7 protein-coding genes are annotated in these 16,343 nt (G+C 38.6%); 6 read left to right on the top strand and 1 reads right to left on the bottom strand.

Annotation, left to right across the window (positions count from 1 at the left end):
- Positions 1-10: 10 nt before the first annotated feature.
- The 6 genes from CK510_RS04280 to CK510_RS04255 all read left to right on the top strand — a co-directional run bounded on the left by CK510_RS04280 (position 11) and on the right by CK510_RS04255 (position 15,370).
- Positions 11-1,567, top strand: a complete 1,557-nt coding sequence (locus tag CK510_RS04280; protein WP_095720515.1) for an ISKra4 family transposase — start codon at positions 11-13, stop codon at positions 1,565-1,567.
- 74 nt (positions 1,568-1,641) lie between these two features.
- Positions 1,642-2,796 (top strand): hypothetical protein, encoded by a 1,155-nt coding sequence (locus tag CK510_RS04275; RefSeq protein ID WP_211293084.1) that lies wholly within the window; start codon positions 1,642-1,644, stop codon positions 2,794-2,796.
- Positions 2,797-2,819: 23 nt separating this feature from the next.
- On the top strand, positions 2,820-5,213 hold the full coding sequence (locus tag CK510_RS04270; protein ID WP_095720514.1) for a LamG domain-containing protein: 2,394 nt from the start codon (positions 2,820-2,822) through the stop codon (positions 5,211-5,213).
- A gap of 583 nt (positions 5,214-5,796) precedes the next feature.
- Complete coding sequence (locus tag CK510_RS04265) at positions 5,797-8,766, top strand: hypothetical protein (RefSeq protein ID WP_095720513.1); 2,970 nt, start codon at positions 5,797-5,799, stop codon at positions 8,764-8,766.
- A gap of 52 nt (positions 8,767-8,818) precedes the next feature.
- Positions 8,819-13,351 (top strand): DUF6603 domain-containing protein, encoded by a 4,533-nt coding sequence (locus CK510_RS04260; RefSeq protein WP_211293083.1) that lies wholly within the window; start codon positions 8,819-8,821, stop codon positions 13,349-13,351.
- Positions 13,352-13,372: 21 nt separating this feature from the next.
- Entirely contained in the window at positions 13,373-15,370 is a 1,998-nt protein-coding gene (locus tag CK510_RS04255) for a hypothetical protein (RefSeq protein ID WP_095720512.1), read from the top strand.
- Between the two features lie 127 nt (positions 15,371-15,497).
- On the opposite strand, the gene CK510_RS04250 is transcribed toward CK510_RS04255, so the two are convergent.
- Complete coding sequence (locus CK510_RS04250) at positions 15,498-16,076, bottom strand: hypothetical protein (RefSeq protein ID WP_245911844.1); 579 nt, start codon at positions 16,074-16,076, stop codon at positions 15,498-15,500.
- Positions 16,077-16,343: the final 267 nt, after the last annotated feature.

The following is a 16,343-nucleotide window of genomic DNA, read 5'->3' as shown; positions in this document are numbered from 1 at the left end:
AACGAGACATATGCAAGCATCTACTTCAAATCAAGGCATGTTTTGGGAAGAAGCACGAGAGCTATTTGAAGAACTAGTTATTTGGCTAGACTCAGATAGTATTTGTGGCTTAGAGCATGGGGAGATAGAGAGTAAACTGCTTGAAAATGGTTATGAACTATTGAGAAAGTTGCTGCAAGGATATTTTGATAAACGCAGTGAAGACGAAATCGAGGGCTTAGTTGAAGGTAGGGACGAAGCCAAGAGAACGCATAAGAAGAGATTGTCGCGGAAATTAACAACAATATTTGGAACAGTAATCGTCAATAGAATCGGTTATGGAGGTAGAAAGGTAAATTCGCTCATTCCCCTAGATGGGGAGCTAAACTTACCGGTGGAACAATATTCTCACGGACTCAGGCAACGAGTAGCAGTTGAAGTAGCTCGTTCGGGATTTAGGGAAACGGTGGCAATAATCGAAAAAACAACGGCAGCAAAAATAGGTAAGCGTCAAGCAGAAGAATTGGCGTACCATAGTGCTGGCGATTTTGATGATTTTTATCGCAACCAACAAGCTCAATCATTAGAATTAGAAGAAACAGGGGAAATAGTAGTTATCAGCACGGATGGAAAGGGTGTTGTTGTACGTACAGAAGATTTACGTGCCGATACTCAAAAAAGAGCGCAGGCTTCAAGCAAGAAGTTAAGCAAACGCCTAACGAAAGGGGAAAAGCGCAATGCTAAACGAATGGCAACGGTGGCTTCGGTTTATACAATCAATCCCTTTGTTCGCACAGCCGAACAAATTGTTAGCCCATCTGATGAAGCTCGAAAAATTAAACGACCTCGACCAATCGGTAAGCGTGTTTGGGCTTCTTTAGAGAAACAGCCAGAACTAGTTATTTCCGAGGCTTTTGATGAGGCATTACACCGTGACCCAAACAAACAGAAGCGTTTTTGTGCCTTAGTCGATGGCAACAAGCAACAATTATCACTGTTGAAGAAATTTGCTCTTCAACACAATCTCAACTTAACGATTGTCCTGGATATTATTCATGTGATTGAGTATTTGTGGAAAGCAGCGTTTGCTTTTTATTCGGATACTTCTAAACAGGCAGAAATTTGGGTGAGTAAACGTTTACAGCTTATCCTCGAAGGTAAATCAAGCTCCGTTGCTGCGGGTATGCGTCGAAGTGCAACTTTACGCAAACTTACAACAGAAGAGCGCAAACCAGTGGACAACTGCGCTAGATATTTGCTCAACAATGCGAATTATCTCAAATACGACGATTACTTAAAAGCCGGTCTACCGATTGCCACGGGAGTTATTGAGGGTGCCTGTCGTCATTTAATTAAAGACAGAATGGACATTACTGGTGCTAGATGGAGTTTGGCTGGTGCTGAGGCTGTTTTGCGTCTCCGTTCTCTCTACATTAGCGGTGATTGGCATGAGTATTGGCGCTTTCATTTAAAGCAAGAGCATAAACGCAATCACCTGACTTTGTACAAAGACGGTATTCCATTGATGAAACAAGTCATTCAAGCTCGTTGTTCTATTTCCCCTCCAAGTATTGCAATGTCTGTCTAAACCTATTCTGCGTCTTCCTAAAAGAGTCGCACCCAAAAGATTTAGATATCAGTCAGATTATTACGACTGAGCAGATGACGACACCAGGAAGTCCCTATCTAATATCTTTACCTCCTCGATTAGTACAACCAGCCCGTTTAAATTTCCGTTGGTTGTCAGCAATTGAGGGCGAACCAGAAATGAATAGTCATCCAGCGACGACTCCCATTTGTGGCTGGATACTTCCGAATAATTTGGATAATAGCCTCGCTATTTATGATAACCAAGGTAAAGCTTTGGGTTCGATTTATTATGTGAATCAACAAGCTCAATGGGAGGCTGCACCAGGAGATAATTTACCCCTGGCAATTGATGATATTAAAAATACACATCTAAGGCGATTAGTCAAGCATATTGTCTCTAATAATAATGAAAATAGAACGTTTCTTCAAGATTTTATTACGGCTTTAGATAACGGTTTAGAGAATATTGACCCAGAAAATTTTGCCCAACATCAAGGTTTAGCATTGTTAATGGGACGACCAATTGCAGTGGTGCGGGCTTCACTAAATCTGGAATTACAAGGACTTCCTACCCTTAACCAAGATTGGGATGTATTTTGGCGTGATTTAAGGCGGAATACTAGGAACACTGATGATTTTGAGAAAGTTGAAATTCCTGTTCGTTTAGGGGAATACCAGCAATTAAATGATGGTTTATTAGGCTATTGGCTAGAGGGAAAAGATAGTCTGAGTAAGGAGTTTTATGCCCCTCAAAGTGATATAGATGGAGTTAATAACTCTTGGATTAAACTTCATAATGCAAACAATGCTTGGCATATCGATCTCAATTTAGCAGAATCTCCACAAACGGTGACTATGCTGATTGACCCCAGGGGAAAAGTTCATGCTACCTCCGGAATTTTACCCACGAAGGCAATTGAGATTCCACCCGATCAATATAAGAAGTCTTTAGAGAAGATTGAGATTACATTTTTATCAACTCCTATTTTAAGTGATTTTTTATCAACTCCTATTCTGCCTGATTCAAAGAAGATTAATCTATCTTTACCACAAGAGGAGGGTTATCAATGGTCGTGGTTAGAAAAGGAAAAAGGAGAATGGTCACCTATACCTGCCGATCGCATTGGTCAGGCTAACCCTAATGCAGTTTTCTCTGGTAAACAGGCTATTCGAGAGGGTTGGCTGAAATTAAGTCACACCCCAAAAAATCAAGATGCAAATGATTAAGTAATTGCGGAGAAATAACTATTATGACTAATGCAAATGATAATTTAGTTTTGCACTTAAAATTAGACGGAATTAATGAGCCACCCAAAGGTAATATTTTATTAAGGCAACTGCAATTGTCTATCCAAGGCAATGCTCAAGTTGTTCTTGATGAAACTTTTGGTAGTAGTTCGCGTTTTGATGGGAAAAAAGACTATCTAGAAATTCCTAATTCAGATGCGATTAACTTTGGAACTGACCAAAATTTTACAGTTGAAACTTGGGTGAAAGTAGCTGCGGAGCAAGCATGTCTGCAACATAGTGATAATGACATTATCGAAAAATGGAGTAGTAGTGGAGGATATCCTTATGTCATTAGATATTTGCGTAATGAGCAAACAATATTTGCAGCAAGATATGATGCTTCTAATAATCCCTCAGTCTGCACCAAAACCAAGCTTAAACCTGAGAAATTCTATCACATAGCTTTTGTGAAAAAAGAGAAGAAGCTGTTTCTTTATTTAGATGGACAGGAGGAAGGAAGTGCAGATGATATAACTCAAAGGCAGACTCAAAGTGATTCGCCACTTTATATAGGGCGAAGAGGAGGAAGCGATTCTTACTCTAACTTTTTTACGGGAACGATCGCTAATCTTCGCATCTATAATAAGGCTTTATCTCCAGAAGAGATTAAACGGGATATGGATGAGGAGCTAAGTGCGATCGCATCTTTTAAGAAAACCTATCCCCTTGATTTTAATTTATATGAAGGTGAGGATAAAGAATCTGTTATTTTCATTGATAATGGTACACAGGGACAGGAATTAATTTTAGAGATGAGTAATAATTCCGAGCAACCCCTCACTTTAACTGCTTTGAGTGGTAATGCTTCTGCAAGTAACCACCATTTTGAATTGAGGTTTAGACCAGAAACTTTATCGCCAACCTCGCTGCAACAGATTGTTTTAAAAACAATAGAAGGTTGGAGCATGAGTTTGCCAGTTACGCAAGCTGATGATACGGTTTCTCTATATTTTCTTACAAGTAATAATCAAGTTTTAGGGACTAATAATACTGTATCTTTAACCCTTCAGAATGTTAATGGGGCTGCTGCTGGGGGTGCGCGAACAACGAGGGTAGAGTTACTGTGTCCGCAGTTTTCCTATCAGGGAGAAAACGTTACTAACTATTATCGAGAAAAAACCCTCAGCATCATTAGTCATCGGGGTAAAAAAAATATTCCGCTTCATGTGGGCTTTGTGGAGTCTAATCGGATTTTGAATGATAGTAAAACAGCAAATGAGTTAATTTTGCGAATTGTTAACGTGTTAAAAGATAAACCTATTTCTTTGATTCCAGCAAGTAAGGGAGATGAGGCTTCTAAGTTTATTATCTCTTTTGATGTGGATTATGACTGGGGTTTGGGGAGAAAAAGTCAAGTACAAGGAATAGAGATTAAGGGGAAAGATTGGCAACAGAATAAGAGACATATAGAAGAGTGGAAGATTGTTAAAGAAACTCAAGGAGAGTCAACTACTTGGACAATAACTAATCAAAATGAAGAAAATGTTGAGTTGCGACCAGAACAGGGTGTTCAATTAACAATTAGTAATATCATTTCTTCTCTTCCTTCTGGTCAGACTAATCTGTATATACGCTATGAAAATATTCCGGATTTTTGGGATGGAACGTTTATTTGTACGATAGAAAAAACGCCGATTTTGTACAAGGAAGGTAATGTTGGGATTGGTATTGCAGACCCCGGAAATTATAAATTGAATGTGGAGGGAGGTGATACTCGCTTAGGTGGGTCACTACACTTGGAAAGTTCTGCTGAAGATTACCAGATAGAGTTATGTAGTTATCCTATTGATAATAACCCTTGTTCTTATATAAAGATTGGCAATACCTCTAAAGAAATTTCAATAGGTAGAGCGAATGCAAATGGACTAGAAGTGTTTATATTTTCCTCTAATGGAACTGAAAAAAGCCAACAGGTATTTTATCAAAGAAATCTTTCGGAAACCGAAGGAGAAAAAGGATGGAATGGTTTGGCTAATTGGATAAATAATAGTGCTGCTGATGGCGATCTAGTGGCAATGATATCCAAGCTGACTTATGCGGGAACTCATGTTACTCCTGTTCCAAGTGGTGGATTTGCCGAGGAATTCTTTAAAAGAATAGGAGCATTTAAAGCTTTGAAGATTGTCGATGACACTCCCTATGCATTGTTGTTTGTAAAAGGTCGTTATGGAGTAATGGAGTGTTTGGCAGATACAAGGAATCAAAAAGCCCAGATAATTACTAGTCATCACCATATTTATCCTAACTTAGAAATAAAGGGGGATTTGAAAGTAGTCAATGGAGCTATCACAATTAACCAAACAACAATAACTGAAAACCAGTTACAGGACTTAATTAAACTACTAGGAAAGTAAAGCAAAATGACAAAAAAAATGCAGATTTTTTCTATACAAAAATGGAGATGAGACTATGACTAGTGAATGAGAAATTAATCATATTGCGATCGCAAGTAACAATGCAACAGCCTACCTTCTAATAAACCCAAGGAATTTGACCAGCAACTTAAAAAGCGATCGCCCCCCATCTCACCCCCAATTACCGAGGTAATAAGTCATGAAAAAAGCAAAGCGATCGCACCCCATTCCACCCCCAATTCCAGAGGTAATAAGTAATGAAAAAAGAAAAGCGATCGCACCCCATTCCACCCCCAATCCTCAGAGGTAAAAAGTCATGAAAAAGCAAAAGCGTCGCACCCAATCTCACCCCCAATCCTCAGAGGTAAAAAGTCATGAAAAAGCAAAAGCGATCGCACCCATTCCTCCCCATTCCTCCCACAACTCTCAGAGGTAATAAGTAATGAAAAGGAAAAGCGATCGCACCCTCATTCCACCCCCAATTCTCAGAGGTAATAAGTCATGAAAACCTAAAAAATCTCGTCCTCTAGTTTTATAATTTTCAGTTTGTTTTAACCTTGTTAAATGCTTGAAGGAGTTTTAAATGCCTGAGTTTAAAGTTCTTAAGAATGTTAAAGATGATAAGGATATAGCTCCTTGGGACAAGAATAGTGCGTACTATACATTTATATTGTCTTCTGCAATATCAACTTTTCAAAAAGAAGATATAGAACCGAAACCTACAGAAACAACGCCAAATCTGGTTAAGAATGTTTTGGATAAATACGGAGATCAATATAAAGATAAATATGATATTCTTGGCTACATAAAAAAAGATGACCATCATGCCAAAGATAAGGATAAACTTTTAAAAAGAATAGCTGAGGAAGAGAATAAGTATGGCTACAAATGGGTGAATGATGACAACCCAGTAGTAACATCAGCGCAAGATGATGCAATCGGAGACCGAGGAGGGAAAAATATATTAAAGCAAATGACAAAAGTTACGGCATGGATGTATGATGCGATTTTTAAGCTTTCTCAAACAATTGACATAAAGTTTCCTGAAAGCTTTAAAAAAAATCTGGAAGCACAGGAAAAGTCAACCATATCATTTTTGCCAATTGTTATCTCTGATGCGTGCTTTAAATTGGGTAGTGACTGTTATTATGGTGTCTACGTTAATGATCAGGCAAAAATGTTATATTTAGACACTGATGATGATGGTTGTAATTATCAATACGTATGTCAAGATGGAAACTATAAAACGGTGAGAACGTGGCAGTATAGCGATTATCCAGGACAGATATATGATGTTGAAAACGATGCAATTAAGGATTATAAAACAGGCAAACGCTATCTATTAGCTTTAAAAAAATATGTAAATACGAATAACCAAAATGGAGGAGTGACTTGTAAGATCTATAATGCTGATGAAAAAAAAATCGAAAAAAAAATCCTAGACAAACTAGAAATCCTAGACAAACTAGAAATACTAACAACTAAAGAAAAAGAACAAGAAACTGCAAAACACTCGGCAGAAGAAAAAGCTAGATTACTGCCCCCACGATGGAACTGTTTTTATTACAAAAACGACAGCAATAATCTTGACAGTTTTTTATCCGATGTAGCCATAGCAGAAGGAGCGGGAGGTAGCAAACTTGGTGGTTATGCCATGCGTGCCGATAGGCTAACTGAAGTAGATTATCGATGGTCTATAGAGGCAACTCTACCCGAAGATTTCCATTTAGCGAAATTGTTAAGTTACATTATGGAATTAGACAGAGAGAAGTTCGTTGCCGATCTAAAAAAAATAGATATTAAGACTTTTTATCCAACTAACTGGCCTGCTCCAAATTCTGGTTCCCCAACAACAAAATCAAAAAAATCAATTTCACTCCCACAATATTTCCGTTATTATAAACAGTTTAAAGATGGAGACAGAAGAAATGAACCTCGCCAACCTTTTCCACCCCGAATTGCCCACGATCAAGCAGAAGGTTATGCTCATCTATACGGTGGCATAAACGGTACAGAGAAAAAATATAAGTTAAACAATACAAGCTATCGTGTGTGGAAAAAAGGAGATGACTATCAAGGACAACAATACAAAAAAACAGAGCAAATTTCTGAAAGACAAGATGCAGGATCGGTCATGGCTGATGCACTTAAAAAGTTTGCATTTTACTCTGGGATGATCGAGTGGTCAAACACACAATCCGTAACAAAAGTCACTTCTACTAAACTGCCAGCTACAAGTTTCGCCAAATATGTTCTTAGTGCGACAAATAATGATACAACAGCACAAAATTACTGGAAATCAGACAATAAAACAGACAGCGATACTGTAATGGATGCCGAAGTTAAAACGCAGCAGGAATGGTGTCATTTATTTGGACATGGAGATGGCGGGCCAGAAGAATTAGGAAATTTTGTGTCTGGCAGTAAACACTGTAATACAGAACAACTTTCAATTGAAATTGGACAAAGACGAGTTATTCAAGGTCTTGGGGATGAGGAACGCAAAAAGTTTAAAGCCAAAATTACAGCTTATTTAATACCTAACGATGGTACTTGGATAGTTGGCGACCAGAAGTTTACAAAAGATCAAATATATGGAAAAGACAAAACAAAGGGATTTTTTTCTGATGTTGGTCTAAATGAGCCTAAAAAAACAGAATGGATAAATCAATTTTTTAAGCACAATGGTGATGATTCATACCAATTAAAACTATTAGACCCAAAAAATTGTTTAACAAGTGCCTTTAAGGAGTTATCCGAAGCCATAAGGGTAAGCAGAAACCAAACCGAAAAGACAGCCCTTTTTAAGTTTCGACGAGTCATAGAGGAAAAATTTTTCACATATTTACCTGTGGCACGCTGGATGCGATATAAGATTTTTTACACTGAAACAAAAGCGGATGGAACACAAGAAACAAAAAAAATCTTTGACCATATTTATGATGCTCAAAGTCAAAGTTTTGACTACAACGAGTGCCAAATTTTAGATTACACCGTAGAGCGAGCTATCTATAAAGGTATGAATAAAATGGATGACTACAAAGCCAAAATTAAAGAAAGAGTTAAGGATTTATTCCCTACGACAGAAGAATTACCAATAATTGAGGGCTTATCCACGATCAGTGAGCAGATATATCAAATAAACATGAACTTTAAAGCACTAAAAAATGATCTTGATAGTGAATTCCAAAAACAATTATCTCGTATATGTGAACAAATTACACAACAAACTAAATCTCGCAAGATTCAAAAGGAGAACTTTGATAAATTAGATCCCCAAATAAATGATAAAAGCAATCTAAAAGTAATACTTGACGATATACAAGAAGATTTGTGGTGCTTGGAAGATTTGTATACTTATATGTATGAAACAAAATATGACGAAAGAAAAGAAAGGATAGAAAATATCAAAAACCCGAACTTTACTATTCCAAAAAAGAAAAGTCAAAACAAAAGAACTATTCAAGAGTTAGCCACTTCCGAAAATCCATCGAGATTAAAGCGAATAAAAAGCCAAGTTTCACATTTAAAGGCAATGGATACATCACCTTAGCTCATCTAAAATTTTATATTACAACTAACTCCAATAATATGAGTAAAATACTATGACAGAAATACTCAAAAACCTGAGAAATAAAATAGCTCAAAGTTCTTTTTTATTAAATCGAGAAAGCCTGGGTTCAGAAAAACTAGCCAAACAAATACAACAATTCTTTGCTGATAAAGTATTAGAACTAACACCTGATCAAAAAAGCATAACAGAATCGGACGATTTTCTCCATTTCCAAGCGACTACTGTTTCTTTACTCGGTATTTATCATCAACCTGTAGAAGTCGTCTTTTTCGTACATAATAATCAATTAGAGTGCTTATTTACAACAACCTTACCTGATATTTGGGATTTTTCTTGGGGTTATCCCGACTTACCAGACTACACCAATACCTTAACAGGTAACAATGCCTCTTTCTTTTACGATCTGCGTTTTACTAAGCCGCTAAAAATCTTGTTTTCTTCTTACAATTATCAAGAAGATAGCAAAACTGAAAAAAACAACCAGATGTTAAGATTGCTAGATAGCTCATTAGCTGTTAGCAAAGTCTATCAAGGGATAAACTATTTTGCAGCTTTTGATTTAAACCAATTAGATTTTCTCAAAATCGTTACTGATTTCGCCAATATTCAGGATATAGCCTTACCCTTTCATGGATATATTGAGCAACAGGAAAACGACCCACGAATTAAACTAATTATTGATTTATCATTAACCAAGAAATACCAAGATATATTTGAGATTGGAATTTCACACCTAATCTTTTATAGTAGCACCTCTCTCTTTTCAATAAATGCCAGTTCAGGCATTATCTTTTGGGGAGGATTCACAATTGGAAAATCACAATCTGCCCCTAAAAATGTTGCTTTAATCTGGCCGATTGGCAGTAGCAACCTGATTATTAAAAATGCCGAAGAAATTCCTTTTCCTGGCTTAGAAACCTTCACTAATTTATTGGAAAATTGTCTGCCAACTGGCAACAATTTTCCGCTTAAAATTAGTGATTTAAAACAATTAGTTATCCGTGAAATTACCCTACATTTGTCCCTCATTCCTCCAACTGTATCTTATATCTCTCTCGCTGTAGGTACGGCGGAAGAGTGGAAATATTCCTTTTTAAATGAAACCTTTATTATTGAAGACTTACTTTTAAAGTGGGAAGTATTCTTCGGAAGTCAGAAAAATATCAGATTTGATGTTTTAGGTTTATTTGAGATTGGTGGTGGACTGGTTGAAGTTGCTGCCATATTTCCTGACTTTATCTTTTATGGAGAACTCGCCCTCTACCAAACGATTGACCTATCAAAAATTTTCAAGCAGATTCTCCCTAATGCGGAAATCCCCCAAGTTTCTATCCTAGATTTAGCCGTAAATGCGGACATAAAGCAAGGGAATTATGCCTTAGAATTGGATATTGCCAGCGATTGGGAAATTCCACTGGGTTCTGTTTCTCTATTGCCTCTAAAACATTTACAAATCAATCTCGAAATCGATAATAGCGGAGTATTCGCTACCATTGACTGTGTTCTTAATCTTGCTGAAGTAGATATTATTTTATTGGCTATGCACGGCAATGAAAGCGGTGCAACAGGCTGGACATTTGAGGGAAGTACCCGACGAGGACAAGAACTCCCCATTGGTAAGTTGATGAAAGATTTAGCTACCCTCTTTGGGATTACCGAAGAATTTCCCCTGGCTCTTGAGGAGATGATAATTGAGAACTTAAGAGTTTATTTTAATACCGTAAATAAAGACTTCTACTTTACTTGTGAAGCGGAATTTCCGATCGATGACGAACAACTAGATATCATAGTTAATCTTAGTATCACCCGACAACCAGACGGTTCTTATAAAAAACATTTTGACGGTCACATCACCATTGGCAGCTTAAAATTTGCCCTCATTTTCGATACCGATAAAAACTCCACCAGCTTCCTCGCCGCTTACCACGACGAACAAACTGTAAAAATAAAAGACCTGATTGGTTGTCTCGATCCCAAACTCAAAAATGAGATTCCCGAAGGACTAGAAATCAGCCTAAAAGATGCGCTATTTGCCTATTCTCAAAAGAAAATACCAGAACCATCTGTCAGCAATTTTCTGTTTGGTTTAAATATTGGTGGTGGACTTAACCTCTCCAACCTGCCCTTGGTCGGACGAAAATTTTCTCCCGATCGAACCCTGAAAATCTCCCTACAAATCTTGGTCACTAAAGCTGATTTCAAAAAAGAAGAACTTCAAATTTTCAACACTTTATATACCGAAGGTGGCATTCAACTACCCACCACCGATATTAACCAACGCCTAGACCTTATCCCATCAATTCAACTCGGAAGCGAAATCCAACAATTAGAACTCCCCATCACCATCAATAAACAGACTGGTCAAATAGAAGGAACAACCGCCGCACGAAATAATAACCTTCTTCCTTCAGTTGTCACCCCTTCCTCTAGTCCTACCCAGATTAGTGATAGCACCAAATACTTTCCCCTCCAAAAAAGCTTTGGTCCCGTCCACTTTCAAAGAATTGGTCTGAAATACCAAGACTCAAAAATCTGGGTTTTACTTGATGCCAGTCTTAGCCTAGCCGGACTTTCCCTCTCCCTCGACGGACTTTCGGTTAACTCCCCCCTCAGCAAATTTGACCCCCATTTTGACCTCAAAGGCATAGGCATCGATTACAAAGGCGGCGATACCTTAGAAATTGGCGGCGCATTCTTAAGAACACAAGTCACCCAAAACGGGATAACCTACGAAGAATACGACGGTGCCGCCGTTATCAAATTTAACGTCAAAGCCAAAGCCCTCACCCTTTCTGCCATTGGGTCTTATGCTTATGTTGATGGGCATCCCTCCCTCTTTATCTACGCCCTTCTCGACTATCCCCTGGGCGGTCCCTCCTTCTTCTTCGTCACCGGACTCGCCGCCGGGTTTGGCTATAACCGCGCCCTCAAAGTCCCCACCATTGACCAAGTTGCCACCTTCCCCCTCGTCGCCGAAGCCATTAACCCTCCTCCTACCAGTGGTTCTAAGTTAGACCAAGCCGCCCGACTGACAGGAGAACTGGCAAAACTCCGAGACTATATCCCCCCCGAAACCGGACAAATTTTCCTCGCCATCGGCGTTAAATTCACTTCCTTTAAGCTGATTGATGCCTTCGTTCTGCTAACCGTCGCCTTTGGTCATCGTTTTGAACTCAACATCCTTGGTTTAGCCACCCTAATCGCCCCCCCAGAAGTAGGCGCTGGCATACCCCCCGTTGCCCAAGTACAATTAGCCCTCAAAGCGAGTTTTCTCCCCGCCGAAGGTTTCCTCGGCATTATCGCCCAACTCACCCCAAACTCCTATATTCTCTCCCAAGCCTGTCACCTCACCGGAGGCTTCGCCTTTTATAGCTGGTTTGCCCCTAGCGAACATGAAGGAGATTTCGTCCTCACCCTTGGCGGCTACCATCCCCTGTTTAAAGTTCCCAGTCATTATCCAAAAGTTCCTCCCCTTGGTCTCAACTGGCAAGTCAGCCCAGAACTTTACATCAAAGCCGATGCCTACTTCGCCCTTACCCCCTCCTCGTTGATGGTAGGAGCAAACCTACAAGCCACCTGGAACAGTGGCCCCCTCAAAGCTTGGTTTAATGCCAAAGCTGACTTTATCATCGCCTGGAAACCCTATTACTACGATATTTCTATCTATGTCAATATGGGAGTTTCCTATACCTTTCACTTGTTTGGAACGCACCATATTACTGTTGAACTAGGGGCAGATTTACACATCTGGGGTCCTGAATTTACAGGTATTGCCCATATTCATCTTTGGATTGTCTCATTTGATGTACGCTTTGGTAACAGTGCTGCCCAAGCACCTACCCCTATTGACTGGAAAACCTTCAAAAATTCCTTCCTCCCTGCTGATAGTGACATCTGTAGCATTGCTGTTAAAGAAGGTTTAGTCAGGAAAGTTAATCAAGATGATAAATTAGATTTAGGTATTATCAATCCCAAAAACTTCTGTTTAGTCACTAATTCTGTAATTCCTATTAAAACCTGTAATGTTGATCTTAATACTCAGGGAATTAATACCCAATTTGGCATCGGTTCGATGGCCATCACTTCGGATCAATTAACCTCAACCTTAACGATTAGTATAAAGATAAAGATAGATGGAATCTTAATCAGTGTTGAAAACGAATTTACTTTTAGCCCCCTCACAAAAAAAGTTCCTGTCGCACTTTGGGGTGAATCCTTAACCCCCAATTTAAATGGCAATCAATTCGTTGAAAATACCCTAGCTGGCTTTGAAATCAAACCTAAGAATAGTCATAAACCTGGCGAAACTCATCCCATTGACCGTAGTGAGTTACAATTTAGCACTGACTCGATTAATAACGCCTACCAATGGCAACCTATTAAAACTTTTTCTGAAGAGAAAGACAAAAATAAAAATATCCAGAATACTATTTTAGAGAACTCAGTTAAAACAGCCAGAGAAAATTTATTGAAAACACTAAATTTAGACATCGAGACAATTGATATCAGCGAAAATATTGCTGATAATTTTTTAGTTTTGCCAAAAGTTGGCTCTTTAGTTTAGTAATTATTAAACAATAAATATATGACAGACACAACTACAACCGAACCCACAAAACTTGAATTTATTCAATACCATCAACCCGCCTTAAAAGATGGTGACTATGAAATTACTGTTGAACAGAAAATTACTGATATACTGCAAATTCAAGAGAAAAAAATTCAAGAGAAAAAAATTCAAGAAAAGAATACTTTTACTATTACCCGAACCTTTTCAGTATCAGGAGAACGCTTTGAACTAAAACCCACAGATATCCATGCTGTCTTCCCACCAAATGGTAGCTTAGGCGAACATTCCCACGTTCTACCTCATATTATTCTCAATCGCAGTACCCTACCTTGGGAACGCATACCTTTTAAAAGTCAAGTTGATACCAATAATAATCTACCTTGGTTAGCATTACTCTTATTTGAGGAAGAAGAAAAACCCGAACCCAAAATTATCACCCTTGGAGAATTAAAGAATCCTCAACTAAATGCAGGTAAGTTCCCGAAAATCGTTGATAAAAATGAAAAACCACCCACAAATGAATCATATTTGCAATTAGAAAGTGGACAAAATGAAAACAATAAATTAACCATAATAGATGTACAAAAACAATTATTAGAAAAAATCCTACCTACTAAAGACGATTTAGAATACCTCGCTCATGTGCGTCAAGGGACAGATGATGCAGGTAAGTTAGTCGGAGATGAACTAGCAATAATTATTGGCAACAGACTTCCCGAAAAAGGCAGTATTAGTACCGTACATCTCGTTTCAATAGAAGGACGTTATAATACTCACAACTTCAACTTTCAAGAAGCAAAAGATGATGATTATATTCGTTTCGTCAGTCTCCAAAGTTGGAGCTTTGCCTGTGTAGATGAAAAACAAAGCTTTAAAGGATTACTGGCTCATCTCAACCGAGAACCCAGTATCCTCAGATTACCCAAAACTGACAATCCCGAAGCTGAACAATATCTGTCAATGGGTTACATTCCCCTACCCCATTTTTTAAGACAAGGAAGCAAAACATTCTCCTGGTATCATAGCCCCTTAATTCCCGGACAACACTCTACCGATACCATCACCTTACCCATCCGTGCTGCCGATGAGCTAGTCTGCTACAATCCAGATAATGGTATGTTTGATATTTCCTATGCAGCAGCCTGGGAATTAGGGCGGTTGTTGGGATTGCAAGGTAAAAGTTTCTCTATCAGCCTTTACAACTGGAAACGCAGTCATAAACAGTCAATTAAATGTGTTGAATCAGCCATTGACAGTCATTTACCCTTTCATAATATCTCTAATATTGAACTCCCCAGTGAAATCTCATCTTGGTTTGAAAACTTAAGTCTCCTCAAAGGTATTCCCTTTAATTACTTAGTCCCCGACGAACAGATGTTACCTGTAGAATCCATCCGTTTCTTCTGGGTCGATCCTTCATGGATAGAATGCTTATTAGATGGGGCATTTAGTATTGGCAGAGTCACGACATCAGATCATACTGATGATATTAACCACAATAAAAATAATACAAGTCCTGCTGTTAACCCTCACGAAATGGTAACTGGCTTTTTACTGCGTTCTGATGTAGTGGCAGGTTGGCCTGGTTTACTTGTTGATGGTTACAGCAAGGTAGTTGATAATGAACACCCTATTCCTAATGAAGATAAACTTGAATTGCTGCGTATGGATCGCCTTTCTGCCAACGTCTTAATTTGCTTATTTAAAGGAGAAGTAAAAACAGTTGATATTCATCAAAAACCAGAGACTTTGCATTTCGGCTTGGACTCAGATGATGAGGGTAAAACATTTTACAAAAAATTGAAAACCCCAGAAGGTAAGCCAATTGAGAAAAAGGTTGATAAGATTCCTTGGAAATATCAAGAAAAACAAGAAAAAAGAGTTATAAATATAAATGAACTTGCTAATCTCATTAAAGCTCAAGTGGACAAAAGTAGTACATTTACATCTGCACAATTTGCTTTAGAGATGATTGAAGGTGTGGAAAAAGTTAGATTCAACATAACCCACTAACTTAACAGTTCAATCCACGTCCTAATGGCGGAAACTAGCGAAACTATAACCAAGTGCTAATCACCGACATTGAAGATAAAGACGATTGCTACAACCTAAGACCAGAACAATTAGTTCATAATTACTATTATGAGTGATGGACACCTATAGAAACAGCATAGTGATTTCGCCATTGTTGATAAACCACATCTCGCCCGTCTTTCGGCTCGATAAACTGATACACCCGCTCTCGCTCTCCCCTTGCTCCAAATCGACCGACATAGGTTAAGCTCAATCCTAATTTGCTGAGTAGAGTTTGAGCGAACTGACAAGTCAGCGCTTGCGCTATCGCAACCTCACTCATCCCCTCGGAAACCGAAACCCCCAAATAATCCCGGATGACGTACCGATGCTTCACAGCTAAAGCCTTCAACTGCTGCAACTCGACATATGTACCACGAAACATTATCCCTGGCGTGAGAAAATAACTAATATTGAGTTTTTCCAATATCAATACCGCAGGCAATAATTGTCCCTTGTTAAAATCTGGCTTCCAAATGGCACTCTCACCAGCTTCTATCTGCGATTTAGCCCTTTTAGAATCACGAGAAACAAGATTTTCCCGTCCCAAGGTCAAAAAGTAATGTAACCGCAATTGAGGGTAGTAACCGTCATCATCTTTCTCAACAAGCGCAGGTGTCACATCGATGCCGTAACGCTCTTTCAAAGATGCTTTCCGTTCTTGGTATCGCTCAGTTTTGGTTTTCGCTTTTTTATCTTGCAGCTTCTTGAATTCAGTTTCGGAAATGTTTTCTGAGTTTGCGATAAGCGAAGCTTAACGCCAAAGGCGTATCGCATTACACTCCTCCGAATACAATTCCTGAGAAACTGCTTTTACCTCTTCATAAACCCCCTGACTCTCCTCCTCCTTAATATCTTCTGCATCAATCACCCGATAACCATCCTCAACCAAACCTTGTAGCACAAATTCCCG

Source organism: Brunnivagina elsteri CCALA 953, assembly GCF_002289455.1.
Lineage (GTDB): Bacteria > Cyanobacteriota > Cyanobacteriia > Cyanobacteriales > Nostocaceae > Brunnivagina > Brunnivagina elsteri.
This window is presented reverse-complemented; position numbering and strand designations above follow the sequence as displayed.